Below are 23167 nucleotides of genomic sequence, written 5' to 3' on the forward strand. Positions count from 1 at the left end.
ATTCGATGAGCGACAGCTACACCCCGCACGACCGGGAACGGATGGTCCACGAGCCGGGGAAGACCGCCTGGCCGGGCGCTGCGGACAAGGGCCACCGCAGTGAGTTCTCGCGCGACCGGGCCCGCGTGCTGCACTCGGCGGCGCTGCGCCGCCTCGCCGACAAGACCCAGGTCATGGGCCCGCGCGAGGGCGACACCCCGCGCACCCGGCTCACCCATTCGCTCGAAGTCGCCCAGATCGGCCGCAGCATCGCCGACGGCGTCGGCGCCGACCCCGATCTCGTCGACCTGGCCGGCCTCGCCCACGACATCGGCCATCCGCCCTACGGCCACAACGGCGAACGCGCCCTCGACGAATTCGCCGACGAATACGGCGGTTTCGAGGGCAATGCGCAGAACCTGCGCATCCTGACCCGCCTCGAACCGAAGGTGCTCGACCCGGCGGGGGAGAGCGCCGGGCTCAACCTGACCCGCGCCGCCCTGGACGCGACCCTCAAATATCCCTGGGGCAGAAGCGGTTCCGGCACCAAGTTCGGCGCCTACGAGGACGACCTCGAGCGCCTGGCCTGGGTGCGCAAGGACGCGCCGGACCGCAAGCAGAGCCTGGAATGCCAGATCATGGACTGGTCCGACGACGTCGCCTACTCGGTGCACGACGTGGAGGACGGCGTGATCGTCGGCCGGATCGACCTGCGCGCCCTGGCCGACCCCAGCGAACAGGCCGCCCTCGCCGAACAGGGCCACGGCCAGCACCCGGACCAGTCGATCGACGCGCTGGCCGCCGCCGCGCAGCGCCTGTCCGAACTCGACGTCGTCGCCGATGCGGTGGACTACGACGGCACCTTCGCCGCCTCGGTGGCGCTCAAGCGGCTCACCAGCGAGCTGGTCGGCCGGTTCGCGACGGCCGCGATCGCCGCCACCCACGAGCGGTACGGGCCGGGCCCGCTCATCCGCTACGAGGCCGACCTGATCGTGCCGCCGATCGTGGCCGCCGAGGTGGCCGTCCTCAAGACGGTCGCCCTGCGCTACGTGCGGTCCGACCGCGGCCACCTGGCCCGCCAGCAGACCCAGCGCGAACGGGTGCAGGCCGTCGCCGACCGCCTGCTCACCACCGCGCCCGCCCACCTGGACGACCAGATGCTGCCCTGGTGGAACGCCGCCACCGACGACACCGCCAGGGTGCGCGTGGTGATCGACCAGATCGCCTCCTACACCGAGAGCCGCTTCGAGCGCGTCGCCGCCTCGCTGGACTGCCGCTGAGCCGGCCCGACTAGACTCACTGATCGTGGCCGGACGAATCCCAGATCGCGATATCGCGGCGATCCGTGACCGGGTCCGGATCGAAGATGTCGTCGGTGAGTACGTCGCGCTCAAGCGCGCGGGCGCCGACTCGATCAAGGGCCTGTGCCCCTTCCACGACGAGAAGTCGCCGTCGTTCCACGTGCGGCCCAACCACGGCCTGTTCCACTGCTTCGGCTGTGGTGAGGGCGGTGACGTCTACAAGTTCCTGCAGCAGATCGAGCACATCGGCTTCGTCGAGGCCGTCGAGCAGATGGCCGACCGCATCGGCTACCAGATCAACTACGAGGGCGGCGGCACCTCGGTCCAGCGCGACCGCGGTACCCGCTCCCGGCTGGTCGCCGCCAACGCGGCCGCGCACGAGTTCTACATGGCGCAGCTGCGCGAGCCCGAGGCCGAGACCGCGCGCAAGTACCTGACCGACCGCAACTTCGATGGCGCCGCCGCCCAGCAGTTCGGCTGCGGCTACGCGCCCGGCGGCTGGGACGCGCTCACCAAGCACCTGCTGCGCAAGGGTTTCGAGTTCAAGGAGCTGGAAGCGGCCGGGCTGTCCAAGCAGGGCAAGCGCGGGCCGATCGACCGGTTCCACCGCAGGCTGCTGTGGCCGATCCGCAACCTCGGTGGCGAGGTGATCGGGTTCGGCGCGCGCAAGCTCTTCGACGACGACACCATGCCCGGCAAGTACGTGAACACGCCGGAGACGTTGCTGTACAAGAAGTCCCAGGTGCTCTTCGGGCTCGACCACGCCAAGCGCGAGATCTCCAAGGGGCATCAGGCCGTCGTCGTCGAGGGCTACACCGACGTGATGGCGATGCACCTGGCCGGAGTGAAGACCGCCGTCGCCTCCTGTGGCACCGCCTTCGGCGAGGAGCACCTCCAGGTGCTGCGCAGGCTCCTGATGGACGACAACTTCTGGCGCGGCGAGATCATCTACACCTTCGACGGTGACGCGGCGGGCCAAGCCGCCGCCCTGAAGGCGTTCAGCGGCGATCAGCGCCTGGCCGGCCAGACCTACATCGCCGTCGCCCCCGACGGCCAGGATCCGTGCGAACTGCGCCAGCACTCCGGCGACGCCGCGGTCCGCGATCTGGTCGCGCGCCGGACCCCGCTCTACGAGTTCGTGATTCGCGGCCTACTCGCCGAACACAACCTCGACGACGTCGAGGGCAGGGTCGAGGCGCTGCGCCGCACCGTGCCCGTGGTGGCCCAGATCAAGGACAACGCGACCCGCAAGGGCTACGCGACCAAACTGGCCGGCTGGGTCGGCTGGGACGACATCCAGCTCGTCGTCCGTCGCGTCGGTGAGGAAGCCAAGAAGAACCGGATGGGCGGTGCCGCCGGTCCGGGCAAGCAGGCCGGAAAGGTGAGCGCCGAACCGATTTCCGCGCCGCGGGTCGAGGAGAGCTCGTCGGTGCGCCCGGCGCCCAACGACCCGGTGCTGCTCGCGCAGCGCCAAACCCTCAGCGCCGCACTGCAATACCCCGGCATCGCGGGTGTGGTGTTCGACTCCATCGACACCGCCGCGTTCACCCATCCGGCCTATGTGGCCGTGCGCATCATGATCGCGCAAGCCGGTGGCACGGCGGCCGGGCTCGGCGGCGCGGAGTGGGTCGCGGCGGTGGCCGACCACACCGACGATCTGATGACGCGCGCGCTGGTCTCCGAGCTCGCCAACGAGCAGCTGCCGGTGCGCTCTCAGAACGACATCCCGCGCTTCATCACCGGCGTGCTGGCGCGCACCCAGGAAGCCTGGGTCGGCCGTCAGATCGCCGAGCTGAAGTCGAAGCTGCAGCGACTGTCGGCCAGCGAAGAGCCCGACACCTACATGACCCTGTTCGGCGACCTGGTCGCGCTCGAGCAGTACCGCAAGAGCCTCGCCGCCCAGGCGATGGGCAGCGAAGGCTTCGCGGCGGGCGCCTGAGTCAGCGGCGCAGCTGGTTGTGCGGCACCAGCACCGTGGTGCGCTCGTCGATCGGCGTCATCGGCTCCAGCTTCGGTTGCGTGCTCAACTTGTCGGACAGCTTCTGCCGGCTCACCGACACCAGCTTCTTCGTCACCGGGCTCCCCGCGACGGCGCGCGTCGCCGCACTGATCTGCTCGTAGCGCGCGCGCCCGGCCTTGGTGCCCAGCACATAACCGGCCGCTACGCCGATGATCAACCGCAGCATCTCCTGGAGCTCCTCCCACGTCTGTGTGCGGGCTCCATCCTGCCCCAGTGGCCCCACCCCTGTCGATCCGGCCACCGTTCGTCAGCACATCGTTATACGCCGCATGTCCGCAGGTAGCGGCCCGATTTGGGAACCTGCGATGCCATGCGCTAAAGTTTCATCTCGGTCAGCCCGCCAAGGCAGACCGCCTGAGTCTAACGGTTCAGGAGAGTATTCCCCTATAGCTCAATTGGCAGAGCAGCCGACTGTTAATCGGCAGGTTTCTGGTTCGAGTCCAGATGGGGGAGCATAACCACCAGGCCAGGCGCGATTATCGTGCCTGGCCTGTTTCAGTTTATGGGCTGTGATCCAGCGGAATGCCGAGAATTCCGGTGCGAATTTCCCGGCCGCGGCAGTCTCACGACAGGCGGCTGCCGGACTTGCCTGGATGGTCGCGGTGCACCCGACCCCGGGCGACCAGTTCGACCGTCACCGCTACCGCACAGGCCTGTGACAGCATCAATCCGATCAGGACCAGGATTTGTACGGCGCCGGCTTGAACGGCCGATCCGCTGGTGAGCAGCACGCCGATGAAAGCGCCGGGGAGAGTGACCAATCCGACCGTGCGGGCTTGGTCGACGCCGGGGATCAGCGCGTCGATCGCGGTGTCGCCGAGGACCACCAGGCGGGCCGTCCTGGCGCCGAATCCCAGGCTCAACGCGGCCTCGACCTCACCCCGGCGTCGGGTGACGGCGTCCAGGCCCCGGCGGGCGGCCAGCGAGGTCGCGGTCATGGTGCCGCCGAGCAGGATGCCGCCGATCGCTACGAGGGTGACTCCGTGGATCGGGACGACTCCGCTGAGCAGTGTCGCGGGCAGCACCGCGGTGATACCGGCGGCGATGGCCAGTCCGAGCCAGGATCCCGACCGGCCCGCCTCGGCGCGTCGCGCGGCGGTGACGGCCGCCGCGCCGAACATGACGAGCACCACGAGCACCGCCGACCACACGTGCCGCACGGCCGCGGCGAGAATCAGCGCGACCGCGCCCAGTTGCAGTACTGCTCGTCCCGCCGCTGCGGGCACCACGGCCGGTCCACCCAGGTGGGCCAGCCGGTAGACCAGGGCCGCGGCGGCCACCAGTCCCAGGCAGAGCAGGGCAAGGCCGAGACCGGGCGTGACCACCATGCTGTCTCCTCACCGCGAGATCACCCGAATCCTACGGATCGTGCGGCGTGGGCTGGGATCGCCGGATCGGATCCCGGCGGCTCAGGTCGGCTGTGGCTGCCACCCTGGCCCACGGAAGAGGTAGCCGAGCCTGTCCGAGAAGGACGACGCGTTCCGGACGTCCCGCCAGATCGCGATCAGCTCGCGGGCGTTGATCTTCGCGATGTTGTAGGTGTCGACGTTGCTGGTGAGGCCGTAGACCGCCCGCTCGCCCTCCGGCTCGAAGGTGCCGAAGACGCGGTCCCAGACGATGAGCACGCCACCGTAGTTGCGGTCGAGGTAGTCGGCGTTGGAGCCGTGGTGCACGCGGTGGTGGCTCGGAGTGTTGAACACGAATTCGACAGGCGCCCACAGTTTGTCGATGACCTCGGTGTGGATGCCGAACTGGTACAGGAGGTTGATCGCGTAGGCGGCGGCGATGATCCTGCCGTCGATTCCCGTCAGGGCCAGTGGCACCAGGAACGGCAGCGAGGTGACGACCAGCCACGGCGTCCGCAGTGCGGTGGTGAGGTTGAAGCTCTCGCTCGAGTGGTGCACCACGTGGACCGACCAGAACACCCGGATCTCGTGGTGGGCGCGGTGGAACCAGTAGTAGGCGAAGTCGACCCCGATCAGCGCGACGACCCACGCGACCCAACCCTCGAGCTGCCACGGCACCAGCGAGGAGACAGCGGCGAAGATCGCGAGCTCCACCAGTGCCCAGGGAATGTTGAGGAGCTGGTACCCCAGGCCGGCGGCGAGGGAGGTGGCCGAGTCACGGAAGTCGTAGGACTTGCCGTGACACTTCAGGTACACGATTTCCGCCACGACGGCGACGACGAACACCGGGATCGCCAGCCAGATCAGCAGGGTCGAGACGTCCATCACCACACCTGGGGGGTCGATGTCGTTCCAGTCATAGGTCAACTGTCGTCCACGGCGCCGCACCGGACCAGGTACCCAAGGGGTGGCCGATAGCCACCTCGTTGCCGGGCCGGGCCGCATGATCCGGTCGCGTAGTACGCAGGTAGTACGCCCGGGAATTGGGGTAGCCGTGTACTCGCGTTGCCCGGCGCGCAACTTCGTACGTTGAGAGCGGCCAAACAATCCGCGGCTGACGTGGCGATGGGCATCGGAAGCCGCTCGGAACCGAGGAGTCCGCATGTCTACCGCCATGACCACCCTGACCTCGCCCAAAGGCAAACCGCTGACGCTGGTCGGCGACGCGAAGGTGTCACCGAACTCGGTGTACCCCCGCGTCGAGCCGCCGTACGGCGACGAGCTCGGCTCCGTTCTCGAACTGTCGGACTACGAGCTCGCCGAAGCGCTGCGGCCGGTGATCTACAACGAGGGCAAGGAGTACACGACCGACGCGCCGAACACCTCGCTCGTCGAGTTGCTGCGGGCCGACCGCGCCCGGCAGACGTCGTCCTACACCGCGCTGCCGCGCTCGGAGTCCGAACTCATCGATTCGAAGTCGCTGCACGCGCTTTCGGGCATCATCGGCCCCGACAACCGGGTCGTGCGACGCGACAACACCGCGTATCCGATGAGCACGGTCACCTATCTCGCGCTGCCGGGTGGGAGCTACTCCGGGTCCGGGACGATGATCGGGCCGTCGACCGCGCTGACCGCGGCACACGTCGTGCACAACGGGACGAATTGGCTGCCGTTCGCCTCCTTCGCGCCCGGTACCGACCGTCAGGACGCGACCCCGATGCCGTTCGGCAGCCACGGTGGCTACAACGTGACGGTGCCCGGCGGCTGGGTCAACAACGCCGGCGGTGACGCACGCTTCGACTACGCCGTCATCGAGTTCTCCGGCTACGGTGACTTCCCCGGCCGGGCGTCTGGATGGAAGGGCCTGTGGGTCGCGCCCGACAATGTGGTGACCGGCAACCGGATGTATCTGTACGGGCACCCGAGTGACAAGGCGCAGCCGCAGATCTGGGGCAACGAGGGCAACGGCCTGCTCAACGGCCAGTACATCAACTTCTTCATGGACGCGTGGTACGGCGACAGCGGTTCCGGCCTCTACGTCTACGACACCGACGGCTGGCCCTATGTCGTCGGCGTGCTGCGCGGTGCCACCGGTGCGATCGGCGACAACTCGAAGCCCAATTTCGGCAGGCGGATGACCCGCGACGTCTTCGACTTCATCGTCGAGTACTCGGCGCTGTAGGAGGAATCATCATGTCCGACATCATTTCCGCCGAGCCGGAAGCCGGCGTCGCGTTCGATACGGTCGTGCCCGTCGAGAAGCCGTTGCAGTCCGACCTGTCGGTGCTGCCCGAACTGCTCGAGGTCGATCTGCTGGTTCGCGCGGCCGAGGCGCGCGCCAAGTTCAATGTCGACGGAACCGGTCTGACGGTCGCCGTCCTCGACACCGGTCTGCGCACCACCCACGTCGATTTCGCCGGACGGGTCAAGGCGAGCCGGAATTTCACCACCGACAACAACGGTTCACCCACCGACGCGAAAGACGGGCAGGGCCACGGCACCAATGTCGCGGGCATCATCTGCGCGGGCGGCGTGCACACCGGGATGGCGCCGCGCGCGAATGTCGTGCCGGTCAAGGTGCTCGACAACTCCGGCGGCGGTAGCTTTCTCGCGATCCGCGATGCCCTGCGCTGGGTGCTGGCCAATCGGGCGGCGCTCGGGATCTCCGTCGTCTGTATGTCGCTGGGCGCCTCGGACAACAACACCACCGACGCCGGATTCGCGGGGGACGGCGTCGGCGTGGAGTTGCGCAAACTCACCGACGCCGGGGTCGCCTGCTGTGTCGCGGCGGGTAACGACTACTTCGGGCACAGCAGTGCCCAGGGGATGAGTTACCCGGCGATCTTCCGGCAGACGATCAGTGTCGGCGCCGTGTACGACGCCGACGAGGGATCGTTCAGCTACGGATCGGGGGCGACCGCCCTGTCCACGGCACCGGACCGGATCACGCCGTTCTCGCAGCGCCTGCACGCGACCGCGGGCGGCGACTGCGCGACCGACATCTTCGCGCCCGGTGCCCCGACGACCTCGTCGGGAATCCGCAACGACACCGGTGAGTCGATCCAGCACGGCACCAGTCAGGCCACGCCCGTGGTCGCCGGGGTCATCCTGCTGGTGCAGCAGCTGCATCTGCGGGCGACCGGGACGATGCCGTCGGTCGCCGACGTCCGCAAGTGGCTGCTGGCCGGTGCCGTGCCGATCGTGGACGGCGACGACGAGCACGACAATGTCGTGCACACCGGGCAGACGTTCAGCCGGATCAGCGCGTTCGGTGCGCTCACCGCGTGCGCGAAGGACGTCGCGCGGACGGCACTGATCGAAGCGGGCATCGACCGTTCCAGGGCCTGACCACCGTGAACGCCGATCGCAGCGCCGGGCGCGGGGTCGACCCGCGCTCGGCGCAGCGATCCGACAGCGTGATCGGATGGATCGGCGACGTCGAGTGTCGATCCGAATTGTGCTGAGCTGCAACTCAACTGGTGGGGCCGTTGCCGTCGGCATCGGCGAGCCCGCATCATAGGCGTTTGATATCGTGGCGGCACATCGCCGAACGTGGAGGATCGGATGACTCGCAAGATGCTCGAGATCGCCGCCGTCGGGGCGATCGCGCTGGCCATCGCCGCGCAGCCGACGGTTGCGGCGGCGGCCTCGGACGCGTCGGGATCGGCCCCCACCGCCGCGACCGCGATCACGGCTCCGTTCGATCCCATCTGCCCGTTGTGTTTCGTACGTGAGTTCATCGAGAGCGGCTCCGGGCGGTAGCCGACGTCGCGACATGGCGACTAGTTGGTCGTCTGAGACAAATTTCGCCGGTGAAATTCTCCGTTCGAGAGGAATGCGTACGGACGGGTATCGAACCGGCCTCGCAGTCTCGAAATGCCTGTTGATCTCGGGTAACGTAAACCCTCCGACTGATTGCGGACGGTGATCCGGAATTCGTCTGTCAATGGTGACATGTGAGGTTTTCTAATGCTTGGAGCATCGTCTCGTCCGGGGCCGCCGACCACCGCGATTCGCGGTAGTGCCGCACCCCAGTTCCAGGAAGCCATCGATCGGTTCGGGCGGCTGTTCGACGGCGAGCGAGGCGGCGGCGCGCTGGCGGTCTATCAGCACGGGCGGCGGGTCGTCGACGTGTGGGCCGGGTACGCGGACGCCACCGGTGCGACGCCGTGGCAGGAGAACACCGCGGCGCTGTCGTACTCGACGTCGAAGGGCGTCACCTCGACGGTGCTGCACGTGCTGGCCGAGCGCGGGCTGGTGGACTACCGGGCGCCGGTCGCGGAGTACTGGCCGGAATTCGGTGTGAACGGCAAAGCGCGGATCACCGTCGCGGAGGCGATGAGTCATCGGGCCGGGCTGTCGCGGATCGGCGTCTTCGCCCACACCGCCGACGACCTCGCCGACCACCGGCTGATCGAGGAACGCCTCGCCGCCGCGGCGCCGGACCGATTCCGCGGAATCCCCGCCTACCACGCGATTTCGTACGGAACCATCATCGCGGGAATCGCCAGAGCGGTCACCGGCAAGAGCATGGGCGAGCTGTATCGCACGGAGCTGGCCGAACCGCTGGGGGTGGACGGTCTGCACCTCGGGGCTCCCGGTCCCGATGCGCGCGCCACGGTGGCGGCGACGCACGGATCGACCACTCCGCTCGGAATTCCCCAGGCCGAGATGATGATCCGGTTCGCCGCGCGAACCCCGGTCCCCGGCGCGGGCTTCCTGCGATCGATCTACACCGAGGGCATCGACCGCCTGGCCCACGGCGCCGACCCGGCCATCCTGCGGGGTGAACTCCCCGGCGCGAACGGGGTGTTCACCGCTCGCTCCCTGGCCGCCGTCTACAACGCGATCGCCACCGAATCGCCCCTGTTCTCGCGACAGCGGGTGCGCGCCATGGCACGCCTGCAATCGGTCCTGCCGGACCGTAACCTGCTGCTGCCGATGGGCTGGCGGCTCGGCTACCACTCGATGCCGGTGCCCGGCGCGCGAAATGCCTTCGGGCACATCGGCTTCGTCGGCTCCGGCGGCTGGGCCGATCCCGCCTCGGGCCTGGCCGTCGGGTTCGTGCACAACTGGGCGCCCGAGGCCCTGCTGCTGCCGCGCGATCAGTTCGTCCTGCTCGGTCTGCTGGCCGCGGTGGTGCGCGGCGCGGGTGCGGAAGCCGGCGATCCGGTCGAGTTGCCGCTGGCGGTCTGACCCGAAACCCGGCATCGGCGGCGATGCCGGGAATCCGACGGAGAGACCCTCTTCGGGCCGATGCTCTTCCTCTTCTGACGAGATCGGCACCCACCGACGCGTGTCGGCCCGAAACCGCAGGTGATCGATCTAGGCTGCGGTGCATGCGACTGAGCACACGGAATCAACTCGACGGCACGGTGGTCTCGGTGACGCGCGGGGAGGCGATGGCGGTGGTGCGGGTGCGCCTCGCCGGTGGCGACGAGATCACCTCGTCGATCACCCGGGACGCCGTCGACGATCTCGGGCTGGCCGAGGGGTCGGTGGTGAAGGTGCTGATCAAGTCGACCGAGGTGACGCTGGGGATCGAATGATCGGCGGCGCGGTCAACTGTCCGGCTGCTGTGCCACGAGGGCGGTGCGCACCCGGTCCCAGGTGATAGCCGGGAGCTCGTGGCCGATGCCGTCCAGGGGGAGCAGTTCGGCGCCGGGGATCTCCCGGGCGAGGGCGAGGCCGTTGCCGTAGGGGAAGAAGGGGTCGTCGGTGCCGTGGACGACGAGGGTCGGCGCGGTGATCTCGCCCAGTCGCTCGCGCCAGCGGTCGCCGGAGTCGACGTAGGCCAGGTTGAGGACGCTGGCGGACATGTCGGTCGTGCGGTCGACCATCCGGGTCGCGTGCAGCCGTGCCGTCGGTTCGTCGAATCCGTGGGTGCCTGCCAGTACCCGGGCCTGTTCGACGCGGTAGTCGATCACCGCCGCTCGGTCGGACCAGTCCGGGGGCGCGGTCCGTTTGAAGAACGCCATGACCCGGTCGGCATGTTCGGGCAGGTCAGGGTCGATGGGGCCGGGCGCGGCCGGGCGGGTGTTGATCAGGGCCAGGGCGGACACCCGGTCGGGGTGGTCGAGGGCGGCGAGCTGGCAGATCCACCCGGCCAGGGAGTAGCCGACGAGCTGGGCCCGCGGCAGGTCGAGGGCGTCCAGCAGGCCGATGAGGTCGGCGACCAGGTCGCGGAGGGTGTAGCCGGGGGAGCCGGTCGGGTAGGCGGTCGACCGGCCGGTGTCGCGGATGTCGTAGCGCAGGACGAACCGGCCCGCGTCGGCCAGCTGTTCGCACCAGGAGTCCTCCCAGAACAGCCGCGCGGTGCACGGCAGCACGATCGCGGGGTGCCGCCGGTCACCGAAGGTGGTCACACACAGGTCGGCATCGCCGACGGAGACCAGCCGCTCGGGTGACTGTCGGACGGGAGATGGCATGACGACTCCTCTGCTGATTGCGTCTCCCTGGAACAGACGGCTCCCACCCCCGGAATTCATCGGTGGTCGTCACGGTACGAACGGGGCGGCGGTGCGGGCGGTGCGCAGGGCGGTGGCCCACCAGGTGAGCTGGTCGAGGGTGGACTCGACGGTGTCGTCGAGTTCGGCGTCGCGGCGGGGCCAGGATCCGTCGACGGCGAAGCGCTGCCAGGCTTTCGTGACGGTGACGGTGCGGCGGATCGGGACGGCGTTGAGTTCGCCGAAGACCTGCCGGAGCTGCGCGGCGCCGTGGCCGCCCTCCGTGTCGCGGCAGTAGGTGACGACGCAGACCGGCTTGGCGGCCCATTCGGTGTCGAACCAGTCGATCGCGTTCTTCACCGCGGCCGGGAAGCTGCGGTTGTACTCGGGGGTGACGAGCACGAACGCGTCGGCGGCTGCGAGCCGGGAACCCAACGCGCGCACCGTGTCCGGATGTTCTTCGTCGAAGTCGGGGAGCTGGTGGGGAAGAGCGGCGGTGGCCAGGTCGATCCGGTCGAGGCTCAGGTCACGGCGGCGGGCGAGGCGACCGGCGAACCAGTCGGCCACCAGCGGACCGAAACGGCCTGTGCGGGTGGACCCGACGATCAGGGCCACCCGCATCGGCTCGCGCATCAGGCGTCCTCGACCGGCGCGTCGAGGAAGGCCGGGATCATCGGCAGCAGCAGCTCGGGGCGATGCGGCGCGGTGATGTGGGAGGTGCCGGGCAGGATCGCGAGCTGGGCGTTGGGCAGGCCGGCGGGGGTGTCGCCCATGATGCCGCCGCCGAAGAGCCGGAACATCTCCACGGCGTGCTCGGGCCGGACGATGTCGGAGTCGCCGATCACGGTCAGTGTCGGGGCCGTGATCGTGCGGGCGGCTTCCGGGGAGACCGACGGCATGCCGTTGACGTCGTGGTCGATCACCCGGGCCACCAGCTGGGGGAAGTCCGCCGGGCGCGGCGCGTTGGCCAGGTAGTCGGTGTGGAAGGTGGAGCCGTGCAGGTGCTCGGGCTGCAGTTCGTCCATTCCTTCCATCAGGCCGGGGTGCATGGCCTCGGCGCCGAGCCCGCCGGAGAGCAGGATCTGCTTGCGCACCAACTCCGGGTGGCGCAGCGTGATGTCGAGCGCGACGCCGGCGCCCATGCTGTAGCCGAGCAGGTCGATGCGCCGGATCCCGAGCTGACCGAGCAGCGCGACGGTGTCGTCGGCCATCTGCGGCGTCCGCAGCGGACGGTCGATATCGGCGGTGCGGCCGTGTGCCTGCTGTTCGATCGCGATCACCTCGCGGGTCTTCGACAGCTCGGGGATCAGCTCGGCGAAGTCGGTGCCGATGCCGGAGAGCGCGCCGTGCAGCAGCACCAGCGGCGGCTGCTCGGTGGCGACGCCGTGGCGCTCGTAGTACATGCGCAGGCCGTTGACCTCGGCGTAGGCGCCGGGCGACGCGGGCGCGGGGGCCTGGTCGGCGCCGCAGGCGGTGAGCAGCGCGGTGGCGGCGATCCCGGCGATCAGGGCGAGGGCGGTGAGTTTCATGTCGTTCTCCTGTGGGGTGTCGATCTCGTTGGGACCAACAGTGCGCCCGGGGCCTTCCGGTTTGTTTACGGTCGGATTCCGGTGTGCCCGGAACCCGCTAGGGTGCGGTTATGCGTTTCGGTGTGCTCGGTCCGCTGACGGTGTGGACCGACGGTGGTGACGTCGTCGCGGTTCCCGGGACCAAGGTCAGGGCCCTGCTGGCCGATCTGCTGCTCGCCGCCGGTCAGCCGGTGTCGGCCGACCGGCTGATCGATGACATCTGGGGCGAGGACCCGCCCGGCAACCCCGCGGGCACCCTCGCCGCCAAGGCCTCGCAACTGCGCCGCGCGCTCGAGGACGCCGAACCCGGCAGCCGCGATCTGGTGGTGTCGCCGCCGCCCGGATACCGCCTGGCCACCACCGCGGTCGATGCGCAGCGGTTCCGGGCACTGCTGGCCGAAGCACGCACCCACACCGACACCGGACCGCGGATCGCGACGCTGACCGAGGCGCTGGGACTGTGGCGCGGACCGGCTTTCGACGACTTCCGCGACGCGGAGTTCACCCGCTCGGCCGTCGCCCAGCTGGAAGAACTGCGCCTGGTCGCGGTCGAGGAGCTGGCCGAGGCCCGGCTCGCCGAGGGCGAATACGGTGCGGTGGTAGGCGAACTCACCCACTTCGTCGCGGAACACCCACTGCGGGAACGGCTGCGCGCGGCCCAACTGCGGGCACTGTACGGCGCGGGCAGGCAAGCCGACGCGCTCGACAGTTACGAGGACCTGCGCAGGCAACTCGCCGACGAACTGGGGCTGGACCCGAGCCCGGAACTGGTCGACCTGCACCGGTCGATCCTCGGCCAGGACCCCGGCCTGGTGGTCACCCGCCCGCGCGCCGTCGTCCGCAGACGCACGACCAACATCCCCGCGCCGCGCACCGAATTGATCGGCCGGACAGCCGATCTCGACGCGTTGAGCCGGGCCGTCGACGGGTCACGGCTGGTGACCCTGATCGGTCCGGGTGGCGTCGGCAAGACCCGCCTCGCGACGGCGACGGCGGCGGGCCGCGCCGAACGCCATCCGCACGGAACCTGGCTCGTCGAGCTCGCGCCGCTGGCCTCGGCCACCACCGACACCGATCGTGTCGCCGATACCGTGGCGCAGGTCGTCGGCATGCGGCTCGAGGACGGCGCAGGCTCGGCGATCGCGCTGGGGGAGGCACTGGCCGAGCAGGACATGCTGCTGGTCCTGGACAACTGCGAACACATCGTCGAGCAGGTGGCCGACCTCACCGAGGCGCTGCTCGGCGCGGCCCCCCGGCTGCGCATCCTGGCGACCAGCCGCGAACAACTGCGCCTGGCGGGCGAGGACGTCGTCACCGTCGAACCGCTCACCGTGCCGTCGCCCGGCAGCGACGTGACCGCGATCGCCGAGTCGAACGCGGTGCGGCTGTTCGTGACGCGCGCGCAGGCCGGTGCCAGGGAATTCGCGCTCGACGCCGGGAACGCCGACGCGGTCGCCACGCTGTGCCGCAGGCTCGACGGCATCCCGCTGGCCCTGGAACTGGCCGCCACCAGGGTGCGCGCCCTCGGCGTGCACGAGATGGTGGCCCGGCTCGACGACCGGTTCCGGCTGCTGGCGACCGGGCATCGTGGCGCTCCGCCGCGTCAGCAGACCCTCGCCGCCATGATCGATTGGAGCTGGGGGCTGCTCGACGAGGACGAGCGAGTCGTGCTGCGCCGCTTGGCCGTCCACGCGGGCGGGTGCACGCTCGACGCGGCCGAGTCCGTGTGCGCCGCCGAGGTCGACGGCGCTCCGGCACCGGTCGCGCCCGCGCTGATCGCCGATGTGATCGCGCGGCTGGTGGACCGATCGCTGGTCCAGCAGAGCGGTCGCCGGTATCGGCTGCTCGAGTCGGTGGCCGCGTTCAGCCTGGACCGGTTGGCCGAGGCGGGCGAGGACGTCGCGGTGCGCCGGGCGCATCACGCGTACTACCTCGCGCTGGCCGAGCGCGCCGCGCCGGAACTCTACGGTGCCGACCAGCACCGATGGTTGGTGCAGCTCGACAGCGAGGACGCGAATCTGCGGATGGCGCTGGACGACGCGCTGCGCGAGGGTGACGCCGAGACGGGACTGCGGCTGACCGACGCGCTGGCGTGGTACTGGCTGCTGCGCGGCAGGCTCGGCCTCGCCCGCCGGTGGTTCGACGCGGTACTCGCGCTGGGCGGAACCGCGCGTCGTCGGGCACCGGTCGCGGCGTGGCAGCTCACCGCCGCCTTCCAGCAGGGCGACTTCACCGACGCGAGCGCGCGCCGCGCCGCGGTGTCGGCGGGGCTCGCGGAACTCGACGACCCGGCCGTGCGGGTGCGAGCCGAAGTCGTCCTGCTGATCTCGGCGCTGGACGCGGGCGCCGACCAGGACCTGGAAACCTCGGTGCGCGAGCTGCTCTCGCAGTGCCGGGACCTCGGTGACCGCTGGAGTGTCGCGACCATTCAGGTGGCGCTGGCGAAGTCCGCGCACAGCCGGGCCGACGTGGCGGCCCTGGACCGCTACGCGAAGGAGGGCGCGCGGCTGTTCGCCGAGCTCGGCGATCGGTGGGGCCGGTTGCAAGCCGCGGAGTGGCTCGGCGGCCTGGCCGAGCTGACCGGCGATCTGGCCGGTGCCGCCGAGATCCATCGGGAAGCCCTGGTGCTGGCCAGAGAGCTGGAACTGTGGGGGCAGGCGGCCTCGCATCTGTGCTGGCTCGGCTGGATCGCCATGCAGCACACCGAGTTCGACGCGGCCCGCGATTTCGCCGAGCAGGCCATGGTGCTCGCGTCCGAACAAGGCGACGGCGCGGGCCGGTTGTTCGCCTCGATCGTGCTGGCCTTCACCGCGCGCCGGGACGGTCGTCCCGACGAGGCGGAGCGGCTGGTGCGCGCCCTGCTCGCCGACGCGGCCACCGACCCCACCGCCGAGGAGGAGATCCCGCTGTTCGTCCCGATGCTCCAGGTCGAGCTGGGCTATCTGCTGGAACAGCGCGGCGAACCCGCCGCGGGCCTGACCGAACACCTGCGCGCCTTCGACGGCTCCCAGCGCATGGATGCCCCCCGCGACGCCGCGTTCGCCCTCGGCGGCGCGGCCGCCGCCACCGCCGCCCTCGGCGAATTCGACACCGCCGCGCGCCTGCTCGGCGCCACCGAGGCCCTACGGAGCAAGGCCGGCATGCCGCTGCTGCCCGCGGAACGACCCGATATCGACCGCGCCACCGCCATGGTTCGCGCCGGGTTGGGGGCGACCGCCTTCACCACCGCCCACACCGCCGGACTCGCCCTGACCGCCACCGCTGCGCGCGCACTCGTCGACACGGTCGCGGCGTCACCCGCGACCTAGGCGGACGTCGCCGCGGCGCGGGATTCTTCGCGTGGTGGACGCCAGCAGACGCCGAGCAGCAGGGTCGCGGCGATCAGCCCGAGCCCGAGCGCGATCGTCAGCGCCGCACCGCCGTCCGCGGCGATGCCGAGCAGGTGGTCCACCGACCATCGACCCGGTCCGAGCGTGGCGGCGGCCGCCGCGGTCGCGACGAGGACGCCGGTGTATTCCCAGCCCTGGCCGGGCCGGAAGACGAAGAACCCGTTGCGTCGGTGTGCGGTGATCAGGGCGACGGTCATCGTCGAGACGACGGCCGCCGCGGCGAAGGGGGTGAACAGCCCGACCGAGAGCAGCGCTCCGGCGGTGATCTCGGTCGCCGTGGCGAGGACCGCGTGCGGTATCGCCGGGCGTAGGCCGATCGAGCCGAACCAGCGCGCCGTGCCGGCCAGCCCGCCGCCGCCCCAGGCGTGATTGATGCCGTGGGCCAGCAGGACAGCGCCGAGGGTCAAGCGCAGGACGAGTGCCGCGAGGTCGGCCGAACTCACGCCGCCTGCTTTCGCGCGGCCGAGGCGGAGGTCCGGCCCGCGGGCTGCCAGCCGGGCGGGGCGAACACGTAACCGAGCCGATCACGCCATCGCGTGGCGCCGCGGACATCGCGAATGATGTTGCCGTATTCGTGGTACTGCAGGCGCAGCAGGTTGTAGGTGCCGACCGGCGTGGTGAGTCCGTAGGACGGGGTGTGCAGTTCCCGCTGGAACGTGCCGAACATCCGGTCCCAGACGATCAGGATGCCGCCGTAGTTGCGGTCGAGGTATTCCGGGTCGCTGCCGTGGTGGACCCGGTGGTGCGACGGTGTGTTGAACACGAATTCGACCGGGCGCCACAGCTTGTCGATGGTCTCGGTGTGGGTGAAGAACTGGTAGATGAGATTCAGGGCGAAGGCGACGTAGATGGTCCACGGCGCGAAGCCGAGTAGCGGGAGCGGCGCCCAGAAGATGGCCTCCGACCACGGGTTCCACTTCTGCCGCAGCGCGGTGCCGAGGTTGAAGTACTCGCTGGAGTGATGCGCCTGGTGCGCGGCCCAGCCGATGCGCACGCGGTGTGAGAACCGGTGATTGCAGTACCAGGCGAGGTCGACGACGAGCATCAGCACCGGCCAGTACCACCATACGGTTGTCGGGAGATGCCAGGGCGCCAGCTCGGTCCACAGGATCACGAACAGGACCAGGGTGAGCAGTTTGAACAGCGCCATCGCCCCCAGCGCGCCGAAGCCCATGCTGAGGCTGGTGCGGGTGTCGATCGGCGAGTACGCGCGCGGGCCGGCGTCGGCGCTCGCGTGCCGCAGGCTCACCGCCTCGATCGCGATGAAGACGACGAAGAACGGGACTGCGTAGAGCAGGGGGTTGTTGATGTGGTCCCAGACCGCGGAGAACATACCGGCTCCTAATATAGACGTAGGGGTAATTTACTAAATGGTCAATTTGGAGTCAATGGCCGACGCCGGCGATGGTTGGATGGGGGAGTGAGCACTGCCGGAACCAAGGGCGTCCCCCGCGCCGAGCGCGAACAGCTGATCCTCGACGCCGCCGTGGCCGAGATCGGCCGGGTCGGCTACGCCGGGCTCGGGCTCACCGCTGTCGCCCAGCGTGCCGGCGTGTCCAAGCCGCTGGTCTACACGTTCTTCCGATCCAGGGACGAGGTGTACATCGCGTGTGTGACGCGCGCTGCCGCCCTCCTGCACGCGGCGATCGAGTCGGCCATCACCGCCGGTGACGACCTGTCGATGGCTCGACGGACCCTCGACGCGATCTTCGCCGCACTGGAACCGCGCCCGCACGACTGGAGCGTCGTGTTCGATCGATCCCATCCGGACGACGGCGAGGCCGCCGACGCTGCCCGTGCGGCCCGGCGGGGGATCGCGGCTCAGGCGGCCAGGGGAGTCGCGGATGTCCTCGGTACGGTCGAGCTCACCGATCCCGCTGATCTGTCGGCGCTGACCGATGTCTGGATGGGCTCGGTGACCTCGCTGATCCAGTGGTGGCTACGGCACCCCGATCAGTCCGCCGCGCAGATGAGCGCGCGCAGCCACCGCCTGATCGAGGCGCTGGTCGCCGCCGTCACCCGCTGAACGGCACCCGGCCCCGCGCCGGGAATGTCGCGGGTGGGCCGGATCGCCTCACGTCTGGTCGACGCCGCCGACGAGGCGGAGCACGCTGTCGCGCAACACGATCTGGGCCTCGGGTTGGGTCATCCGGCCTGCTCTGACCTCGTCGCCCGCCGCGTGGCTGACCGCGACGATCGCCGTGACCAGCCACTCGGGGGTGACGGCGTCGGTGAATTCGCCTGCCTGCTGACCGCGGGTGACGAGGCGGAGCAGGCGGTGGTTGATGGGGAGCTGGCGGTCCTCGTCGCGTTGCCGGGCGAATGCGCCCACGTGGTGGGCCAGCGGGGAGACGCGGAAGAACTGCCAGCCGACGTCGAGCATCCGGAGCAGGGCGGCGGTGGCCGGGCCGTTGTCGAGGTCAGCGGCGCGCATGGCTTCGGCGGCCCGGGTGGTGGTGCGCTCGACGACCGCGTTGATCAGGTCGTCGCGCGAGGCGAAGTGGGCGTAGACGGTCTGGCGGGTCACCCCCGCCTCGGCGGCGATGGCGGCCATGCCGGCGTCCGGCTGGGTGGCGAGCAGCCGGGTGGCGGCGTCGAGGACAGCCGCCCGGCTGCGGGTGGCGTCGGCGCGCCGCTTCGGTTCCCGTGATCCGGTCAAATCTTACACCCTTGTCAAAGTTATCCGATCGAGTTTAACCTTTACATCGCTGTAAGAATTCTACGACTGGAGTGTCATGGATCCCGCATCCCCCCGCTCGCCCGAGCGGTTCATCGCCGACTTCTTCACCGAATTCACCGCCGCGGCCCTCGCGGCCGACGCCGATCCGGCCGAGGTGGTCGACCGGTTCCACGCGCCCGAGGTGGTCCAGATCGCCGACGGGATCCGGCTCGACCGCGACCGGCTCGTCGCGCACCTGCGGCCCATGCGAAAGAACCTGCGCGACTATCGCTTCGAGGTGCACGAGGTGATCGCCGACGGTGCCAGAATGGCCGCCCGCCTGACCATCCACGCCACGATGCGCACGACGGGGACCGTGGCCACCGAGGTCTTCCTGTTCGGTGAGTTCACGCCGGACGGCAAGCTCCTGCGCGCCGACCAGCTCACCCGTCCCGTCGCGGCCGCGTGATCGGCCGAGGAGGACCCGTGCTCATCCGCTCGCTCGCCCTGTTCACCACCGGCCTGCTCGCCGGCGCCTTCGGCTACGGCGCCGCCAATCTGGTCCCGACCTTCCATCGCGTCCCGCTGCGGATGCGCCTGGAGTTCCATACCGAACTCATGCAGAACAACAGCATCAGCATGCAGGCCACCATGGCCGCCGCGGCGCTGAGCTGTCTGGTTCTCGCGGTGCTGTCCTCGGGGCGGCGCCGGGTCGTCGCCGCGGTCGCCACCGTGCTGGTGGTCGCCTCGTTCCTGATCACCCGCCTGGGCAATGTGCCGATCAATCACCGGATCAACCAGTGGGTGATCGACGGGCCGCCGGCCGACTACGCCGCGATCCTCACCCGATGGGATCTGTTCCATTTCCTGCGCACCGGAACGGCTTTCGCGGCGTTCGCCCTGGTCATCGCGCTGGTTGTGGGACTGTGGCAGTCGGCCGATGGACGCGCCGACCGGCCGAATTGATACATCCTTTTCTGAATACAGAATCAGCTGTACTATTCGGAGCATGAGCACCGCGATGCACGGCGACGCGCTGTCCCGCTTCGGCTACGCCCTCTCGGACCCGACCCGGACGCGCATCCTGCTGAGCCTGCGCTCCGCGCCCGGGTATCCCTCGGAGCTGGCCGACCAGATCGGGGTGTCGCGGCAGATCCTGTCGAACCATCTGGCCTGCCTGCGCGGCTGCGGGCTGGTCGTCGCCGTGCCCGAGGGCAGGCGCAGCCGCTACGAACTGGCCGATCCGCGCATCGGGCGCGCCCTCGACGACCTGGTCGGACTGGTGCTCGCGGTCGACCCGGCCTGCTGTCCGGCAGCTGCCACGCAGGACTGCTGCTGATGGCCGATCTCGGTGTGCCGCTGCTGCTTCCGGACCGGCGCCGGGCGCTCGCGACCCGGATCCGCCGGCTGGTGGCGGCGACGATCACCTACAACGTGGTCGAGGCGAGCATCGCGCTGGCCGAAGGAACGCGGGTGTCCTCGACGGCGCTGATCGGGTTCGGGCTAGATTCGGTGCTCGAGGTGTCGTCCGCGGCGGCGGTGGCCTGGCAATTCGCCGGCCGGGATCCGCACGCGCGGGAGCGGGTCGCCCTGCGGATCATCGCGTTCTCGTTCTTCGGCCTGGCCGCCTATGTCACCGTCGACGCGATCCGCGCGCTGACCGGCGCGGACGACGCGCGGCACTCACCGGTCGGCATCGCCTTGGCGGCGCTGAGCCTGGTGATCATGCCGGTGCTGTCGACCGCGCAGCGCCGGGCGGGCCGCGAACTCGGGTCGGCCTCGGCGGTGGCCGATTCCCGGCAGACCATGCTGTGCACCTACCTGTCCGCGGTGCTGCTGGTCGGGCTGGTCCTCAACGCGCTGCTCGGCTGGTCGTGGGCCGACCCGATCGCCGCGCTGGTGATCGCGGTCATCGCCGTCAAGGAAGGGCGCGATGCCTGGCGGGGCGACACCTGTTGTCCGGCACCGCCGCTCGGCACGGTCGCGACCCGCGACCGCTGCGATGAATGAGAAAGGACACCGGCCATGGCTGTCACGGCACTGGTCTTGTACGTGATCTTCGGCGCGCTCGGCTTCGGGTGGCGCAGCTGGCGGCAGTATCGGACGACGGGTTCCACCGGGTTCCGTGGCATCAGCGGGCGGCCCGGCTCGCTCGAATGGCTGGCCGGGGTCGGCTTCGTCGCGGCGATCGTCGTCGGCCTGGCCGGGGTGGCGCTCCAGCTGAGCGGTGTCCTGGACCCGCTCGAATTCCTCACCGCCACACCGATTCAGCTGATCGGGATCGTGCTGGCCGTCGTCGGCATCGGCGCCACTCTCCTCGCCCAGGTCCAGATGGGCGAGTCCTGGCGGATCGGGGTCGATGCCGACGAGACGACGGCGCTGGTGCGCACCGGCGTGTTCGCGCTGGTACGCAACCCGATCTTCACCGCGATGCTCGTCTTCGGGGCGGGTATCGCGCTGATCATCCCGAACATCGTGGCCATCGCGGGGTTCGTCCTGCTGCTCGCGACGATCGAGCTCCAGGTCCGGGTCGTCGAGGAGCCGTATCTGGCCCGCGTCCACGGCGCCGGCTACCGCGAGTACTGCGCCGCGACAGGCAGATTCGTCCCGGGCATCGGACGCTAGTCCCGGGGCCGTTCGCGATCACGGTCGCGTGCGCGGCGTGACCAACCCGGATTCATAGGCGACGACGACGAGCTGAGCCCGGTCGCGGACGTGGAGTTTGGCCATCGCGCGGTTGATATGGGTCTTCGCGGTGTGCGGACTGATCACCATGTGGGCGGCGATCTCGTCGTTGGACAGCCCGTGGGCCGCCAGGGCGACGGCTTCGCGTTCGCGGGTGGTGAGTTCGCGCAGCGCCGAATCCGCGGCGGGTGCGTGCGGCGGCTGGGTGACGTAGCGGGCGATCAGGCGCCGGGTGATGGACGGGGCGAGCAGCGCGTCACCGCGGGCGGCCACCCGGATCGCGTGCAGGAAGTCCTCGGGTTCGATGTCCTTGACCAGGAAGCCCGCCGCGCCGGCGCGCAGCGCGTCGAAGACGTATTCGTCGAGGCCGTAGTTGGTCAGGATGACGACGTGCACCCCCGCCAGGACCGGATCGGCCGCGATGCGGCGGGTCGCTTCGATGCCGTCGACCACCGGCATCTGGATATCGACGAGGGCGATGTCGGGCAGGTGGCGACGGGCCAGCTCGACACCGTCGCCGCCGTCGGCCGCCTCGGCGACGACCTCGATATCGTCCTCGATTTCGAGCAGCGCGCGGAATCCGCTGCGGATGAGTGGCTGGTCGTCGACCAGCAGGACCCGGATCATGATCGCACCACCGGCAATTCGGCGTGCACGGCGAATCCGCCACCCGCGCGGGGCGCCGCGCGCAGGTGCCCACCGAGCGCGGTCACCCGCTCGCGCATCCCGAGCAGACCGACGCCGGGCGGTGGCGCGTCGGCGGTGGTGGCGCGACCGTCGTCGGCCACGTCGACCACGAGCGTGTCGGGGCCGTAGTCGATGCGCACCGAGGCGGTGGCGGCGTTCGCGTGGCGGGTGACATTGGTGAGCGATTCCTGCACGATCCGGTAGCCGGTCCGGTCGACCGCGGCGGGCACATCGGTGCGGGTGCCCGCGATGGTCAAGGTCGTCTCGATCCCCGAAAGGCGCACTCGCTCCACCAATTCGGCGACCTGAGCGAGACCGGGCCGGGGCGCGCCGTCATCGCGCAGCGCTTCCAGGGTTGCGCGGAGTTCGCGGGCCGCCTCGCGTCCGGCATCCCGGATGGCGAGCAGCGCCTCGGGGACGTCCTCGCCGCGTTTGCGCGCCACATGCACGGCCGCCTCGGACTGCACCTTGATCACCGAGATCTGATGGGTGAGCGAATCGTGCAGTTCCCTGGCGATGTGCAGGCGCTCCTCGTCGGCGCGGCGGCGCGCGGTCTCCTCGCGCGTGCGTTCGGCCTCGTCGGCGCGGCGCTCGGCCTGCCGCAGTGCCTCCCCGGCCGCGGCGGCGGCGATCAGCCAGGCGATCTCGAGCGCGTCGCGGGACCGGGCGAGCGCGGCGGCGGTGTCGTGCAGCGAGAGCATCGCGGCGAACGGCAGGGTCGCCAGGAGCAGTAGCCCGGCGGCGAGCGTCATCCAGCGGTGGCCCGCGCGCATGGCGAAGTACACCGCGAACAGGAAAGCCACGGCGGGCACATCGAACCCGAGTGCCTGCGAGCCCAGCGCGCACGCGCCGGTCACCACCAGTACGGCCACCGGCGCCCGGCGGCGGGCCGCCAGCGCCAGCCCACCGGCGACCAGCAGCGCGTACCCGAGGGGGCGCAGGTCGTCGGGGGACGGTTGCCGGGTCAGCGCGGTGACCAGCAGCACGGCCGCGACGCCGACCGCGATCGCCGCGTCGCCGATCCATGCCCTGCTCATGTCAGCACCCTAGCCCGCTGCGCGGCGCGGCGAGTCCGCCGACGGGTTGA

Annotated in this window: 25 protein-coding genes and 1 tRNA gene; 15 read left to right on the plus strand and 11 right to left on the minus strand. The window is 70.1% G+C overall.

The window, feature by feature from the left end:
• The first annotated feature begins 5 nt into the window (after positions 1-5).
• Positions 6-1259 (plus strand): deoxyguanosinetriphosphate triphosphohydrolase, encoded by a 1254-nt coding sequence (locus tag AB0L91_RS30370; protein WP_355278807.1) that lies wholly within the window; start codon positions 6-8, stop codon positions 1257-1259.
• Positions 1260-1284: 25 nt separating this feature from the next.
• Entirely contained in the window at positions 1285-3219 is a 1935-nt protein-coding gene (gene dnaG / locus AB0L91_RS30375) for a DNA primase (protein WP_365015847.1), read from the plus strand.
• A gap of 1 nt (position 3220) precedes the next feature.
• Here dnaG and AB0L91_RS30380 read toward each other — a convergent pair whose 3' ends face one another.
• Positions 3221-3466, minus strand: coding sequence for a hypothetical protein (locus tag AB0L91_RS30380; RefSeq protein ID WP_355278813.1), 246 nt, complete (start codon positions 3464-3466; stop codon positions 3221-3223).
• Between the two features lie 214 nt (positions 3467-3680).
• Here AB0L91_RS30380 and AB0L91_RS30385 point away from each other — a divergent pair.
• A tRNA-Asn gene (locus AB0L91_RS30385) sits at positions 3681-3753 on the plus strand.
• A gap of 110 nt (positions 3754-3863) precedes the next feature.
• Here AB0L91_RS30385 and AB0L91_RS30390 read toward each other — a convergent pair.
• Complete coding sequence (locus AB0L91_RS30390) at positions 3864-4628, minus strand: ABC transporter permease (RefSeq protein WP_365015849.1); 765 nt, start codon at positions 4626-4628, stop codon at positions 3864-3866.
• Between the two features lie 81 nt (positions 4629-4709).
• Positions 4710-5531: a sterol desaturase family protein gene (locus AB0L91_RS30395; RefSeq protein ID WP_365015851.1), complete on the minus strand. Its 822-nt coding sequence runs from the start codon at positions 5529-5531 to the stop codon at positions 4710-4712.
• 277 nt (positions 5532-5808) lie between these two features.
• On the opposite strand from AB0L91_RS30395, the gene AB0L91_RS30400 reads away from it, so the two are divergent.
• The 5 genes from AB0L91_RS30400 (at position 5809) to AB0L91_RS30420 (ending at position 10195) form a co-directional block, all read left to right on the plus strand.
• A complete protein-coding gene (locus AB0L91_RS30400; protein WP_365015853.1) occupies positions 5809-6828 on the plus strand; it encodes a trypsin-like peptidase domain-containing protein in 1020 nt (339 codons plus the stop codon).
• 11 nt (positions 6829-6839) lie between these two features.
• Positions 6840-7994 carry a S8 family serine peptidase gene (locus AB0L91_RS30405; RefSeq protein ID WP_365015855.1) on the plus strand — a complete coding sequence of 385 codons (1155 nt, stop codon included), beginning with the start codon at positions 6840-6842 and terminating at the stop codon, positions 7992-7994.
• Positions 7995-8210: 216 nt separating this feature from the next.
• Positions 8211-8408 carry a hypothetical protein gene (locus tag AB0L91_RS30410; protein ID WP_365015856.1) on the plus strand — a complete coding sequence of 66 codons (198 nt, stop codon included), beginning with the start codon at positions 8211-8213 and terminating at the stop codon, positions 8406-8408.
• A 207-nt stretch (positions 8409-8615) separates the two neighbouring features.
• Positions 8616-9842, plus strand: coding sequence for a serine hydrolase domain-containing protein (locus AB0L91_RS30415; protein ID WP_365015858.1), 1227 nt, complete (start codon positions 8616-8618; stop codon positions 9840-9842).
• Positions 9843-9985: 143 nt separating this feature from the next.
• Positions 9986-10195, plus strand: a complete 210-nt coding sequence (locus AB0L91_RS30420) for a TOBE domain-containing protein (RefSeq protein ID WP_357347881.1) — start codon at positions 9986-9988, stop codon at positions 10193-10195.
• 12 nt (positions 10196-10207) lie between these two features.
• Here the strand turns inward: AB0L91_RS30420 and AB0L91_RS30425 are convergent, their stop codons facing one another.
• The 3 genes from AB0L91_RS30425 to AB0L91_RS30435 all read right to left on the minus strand — a co-directional run bounded on the left by AB0L91_RS30425 (position 10208) and on the right by AB0L91_RS30435 (position 12621).
• A complete protein-coding gene (locus AB0L91_RS30425) occupies positions 10208-11074 on the minus strand; it encodes an alpha/beta hydrolase (protein ID WP_365015860.1) in 867 nt (288 codons plus the stop codon).
• A gap of 69 nt (positions 11075-11143) precedes the next feature.
• Positions 11144-11725 carry an NAD(P)H-dependent oxidoreductase gene (locus AB0L91_RS30430; RefSeq protein ID WP_365015861.1) on the minus strand — a complete coding sequence of 194 codons (582 nt, stop codon included), beginning with the start codon at positions 11723-11725 and terminating at the stop codon, positions 11144-11146.
• Positions 11725-12621, minus strand: coding sequence for an alpha/beta hydrolase (locus AB0L91_RS30435; protein ID WP_365015862.1), 897 nt, complete (start codon positions 12619-12621; stop codon positions 11725-11727). The genes AB0L91_RS30430 and AB0L91_RS30435 overlap by 1 nt, the downstream gene beginning before the upstream one ends.
• 110 nt (positions 12622-12731) lie before the next feature.
• Here AB0L91_RS30435 and AB0L91_RS30440 point away from each other — a divergent pair, with 110 nt between their 5' ends.
• A complete protein-coding gene (locus tag AB0L91_RS30440; RefSeq protein WP_365015864.1) occupies positions 12732-15968 on the plus strand; it encodes a BTAD domain-containing putative transcriptional regulator in 3237 nt (1078 codons plus the stop codon).
• Here the strand turns inward: AB0L91_RS30440 and AB0L91_RS30445 are convergent.
• Entirely contained in the window at positions 15965-16492 is a 528-nt protein-coding gene (locus AB0L91_RS30445) for a DoxX family protein (protein ID WP_365015866.1), read from the minus strand. The genes AB0L91_RS30440 and AB0L91_RS30445 overlap by 4 nt on opposite strands.
• Positions 16489-17382: a sterol desaturase family protein gene (locus AB0L91_RS30450; protein ID WP_365015868.1), complete on the minus strand. Its 894-nt coding sequence runs from the start codon at positions 17380-17382 to the stop codon at positions 16489-16491. Before AB0L91_RS30450 ends, AB0L91_RS30445 begins: the two co-directional genes overlap by 4 nt.
• Before the next feature lie 87 nt (positions 17383-17469).
• Here AB0L91_RS30450 and AB0L91_RS30455 point away from each other — a divergent pair, with 87 nt between their 5' ends.
• The gene (locus AB0L91_RS30455; RefSeq protein WP_365015870.1) at positions 17470-18075 is read left to right on the plus strand and encodes a TetR/AcrR family transcriptional regulator; all 606 of its coding nucleotides are present in this window, start codon (positions 17470-17472) and stop codon (positions 18073-18075) included.
• Between the two features lie 48 nt (positions 18076-18123).
• Here the strand turns inward: AB0L91_RS30455 and AB0L91_RS30460 are convergent, their stop codons facing one another.
• Positions 18124-18708: a TetR/AcrR family transcriptional regulator gene (locus AB0L91_RS30460; protein WP_365015872.1), complete on the minus strand. Its 585-nt coding sequence runs from the start codon at positions 18706-18708 to the stop codon at positions 18124-18126.
• A 76-nt stretch (positions 18709-18784) separates the two neighbouring features.
• Between AB0L91_RS30460 and AB0L91_RS30465 the strand changes: the two genes are divergently transcribed.
• From AB0L91_RS30465 to AB0L91_RS30485, 5 genes are read left to right on the plus strand one after another with little or no spacing between them, the layout of a single operon-like run.
• On the plus strand, positions 18785-19177 hold the full coding sequence (locus tag AB0L91_RS30465) for a nuclear transport factor 2 family protein (protein WP_365015874.1): 393 nt from the start codon (positions 18785-18787) through the stop codon (positions 19175-19177).
• Between the two features lie 17 nt (positions 19178-19194).
• A complete protein-coding gene (locus AB0L91_RS30470; protein ID WP_365015876.1) occupies positions 19195-19674 on the plus strand; it encodes a DUF1772 domain-containing protein in 480 nt (159 codons plus the stop codon).
• Between the two features lie 43 nt (positions 19675-19717).
• Entirely contained in the window at positions 19718-20047 is a 330-nt protein-coding gene (locus AB0L91_RS30475; protein ID WP_355278857.1) for a metalloregulator ArsR/SmtB family transcription factor, read from the plus strand.
• Positions 20047-20718 (plus strand): cation transporter, encoded by a 672-nt coding sequence (locus AB0L91_RS30480; RefSeq protein WP_365015877.1) that lies wholly within the window; start codon positions 20047-20049, stop codon positions 20716-20718. The genes AB0L91_RS30475 and AB0L91_RS30480 overlap by 1 nt, the downstream gene beginning before the upstream one ends.
• Before the next feature lie 15 nt (positions 20719-20733).
• Entirely contained in the window at positions 20734-21333 is a 600-nt protein-coding gene (locus AB0L91_RS30485; RefSeq protein ID WP_365015878.1) for an isoprenylcysteine carboxylmethyltransferase family protein, read from the plus strand.
• A gap of 18 nt (positions 21334-21351) precedes the next feature.
• Here AB0L91_RS30485 and AB0L91_RS30490 read toward each other — a convergent pair whose 3' ends face one another.
• Together AB0L91_RS30490 and AB0L91_RS30495 are read right to left on the minus strand one after the other, a co-directional pair.
• Positions 21352-22020 (minus strand): response regulator transcription factor, encoded by a 669-nt coding sequence (locus tag AB0L91_RS30490; RefSeq protein ID WP_365015880.1) that lies wholly within the window; start codon positions 22018-22020, stop codon positions 21352-21354.
• On the minus strand, positions 22017-23117 hold the full coding sequence (locus AB0L91_RS30495) for a sensor histidine kinase (RefSeq protein ID WP_365015881.1): 1101 nt from the start codon (positions 23115-23117) through the stop codon (positions 22017-22019). Before AB0L91_RS30495 ends, AB0L91_RS30490 begins: the two co-directional genes overlap by 4 nt.
• Between the last annotated feature and the right edge of the window lie 50 nt (positions 23118-23167).

Origin of the sequence: Nocardia sp. NPDC051833 (assembly GCF_040681225.1) — a bacterium.
Classification (GTDB): Bacteria; Actinomycetota; Actinomycetes; order Mycobacteriales; family Mycobacteriaceae; genus Nocardia.

Excerpts from the sequence above, each read along its gene's own strand:
- AB0L91_RS30370 (WP_355278807.1), top strand. The coding sequence starts at position 6 with ATGAGCGACAGCTACACCCCGCACGACCGGGAACGGATGGTCCACGAG.
- AB0L91_RS30380 (WP_355278813.1), bottom strand. The coding sequence starts at position 3,466 with ATGCTGCGGTTGATCATCGGCGTAGCGGCCGGTTATGTGCTGGGCACC.
- AB0L91_RS30390 (WP_365015849.1), bottom strand. The coding sequence starts at position 4,628 with ATGGTGGTCACGCCCGGTCTCGGCCTTGCCCTGCTCTGCCTGGGACTG.
- AB0L91_RS30395 (WP_365015851.1), bottom strand. The coding sequence starts at position 5,531 with ATGGACGTCTCGACCCTGCTGATCTGGCTGGCGATCCCGGTGTTCGTC.
- AB0L91_RS30400 (WP_365015853.1), top strand. The coding sequence starts at position 5,809 with ATGTCTACCGCCATGACCACCCTGACCTCGCCCAAAGGCAAACCGCTG.
- AB0L91_RS30405 (WP_365015855.1), top strand. The coding sequence starts at position 6,840 with ATGTCCGACATCATTTCCGCCGAGCCGGAAGCCGGCGTCGCGTTCGAT.
- AB0L91_RS30410 (WP_365015856.1), top strand. The coding sequence starts at position 8,211 with ATGACTCGCAAGATGCTCGAGATCGCCGCCGTCGGGGCGATCGCGCTG.
- AB0L91_RS30415 (WP_365015858.1), top strand. The coding sequence starts at position 8,616 with ATGCTTGGAGCATCGTCTCGTCCGGGGCCGCCGACCACCGCGATTCGC.
- AB0L91_RS30420 (WP_357347881.1), top strand. The coding sequence starts at position 9,986 with ATGCGACTGAGCACACGGAATCAACTCGACGGCACGGTGGTCTCGGTG.
- AB0L91_RS30425 (WP_365015860.1), bottom strand. The coding sequence starts at position 11,074 with ATGCCATCTCCCGTCCGACAGTCACCCGAGCGGCTGGTCTCCGTCGGC.
- AB0L91_RS30430 (WP_365015861.1), bottom strand. The coding sequence starts at position 11,725 with ATGCGCGAGCCGATGCGGGTGGCCCTGATCGTCGGGTCCACCCGCACA.
- AB0L91_RS30435 (WP_365015862.1), bottom strand. The coding sequence starts at position 12,621 with ATGAAACTCACCGCCCTCGCCCTGATCGCCGGGATCGCCGCCACCGCG.
- AB0L91_RS30440 (WP_365015864.1), top strand. The coding sequence starts at position 12,732 with ATGCGTTTCGGTGTGCTCGGTCCGCTGACGGTGTGGACCGACGGTGGT.
- AB0L91_RS30450 (WP_365015868.1), bottom strand. The coding sequence starts at position 17,382 with ATGTTCTCCGCGGTCTGGGACCACATCAACAACCCCCTGCTCTACGCA.
- AB0L91_RS30465 (WP_365015874.1), top strand. The coding sequence starts at position 18,785 with ATGGATCCCGCATCCCCCCGCTCGCCCGAGCGGTTCATCGCCGACTTC.
- AB0L91_RS30475 (WP_355278857.1), top strand. The coding sequence starts at position 19,718 with ATGAGCACCGCGATGCACGGCGACGCGCTGTCCCGCTTCGGCTACGCC.
- AB0L91_RS30480 (WP_365015877.1), top strand. The coding sequence starts at position 20,047 with ATGGCCGATCTCGGTGTGCCGCTGCTGCTTCCGGACCGGCGCCGGGCG.
- AB0L91_RS30485 (WP_365015878.1), top strand. The coding sequence starts at position 20,734 with ATGGCTGTCACGGCACTGGTCTTGTACGTGATCTTCGGCGCGCTCGGC.
- AB0L91_RS30490 (WP_365015880.1), bottom strand. The coding sequence starts at position 22,020 with ATGATCCGGGTCCTGCTGGTCGACGACCAGCCACTCATCCGCAGCGGA.
- AB0L91_RS30495 (WP_365015881.1), bottom strand. The coding sequence starts at position 23,117 with ATGAGCAGGGCATGGATCGGCGACGCGGCGATCGCGGTCGGCGTCGCG.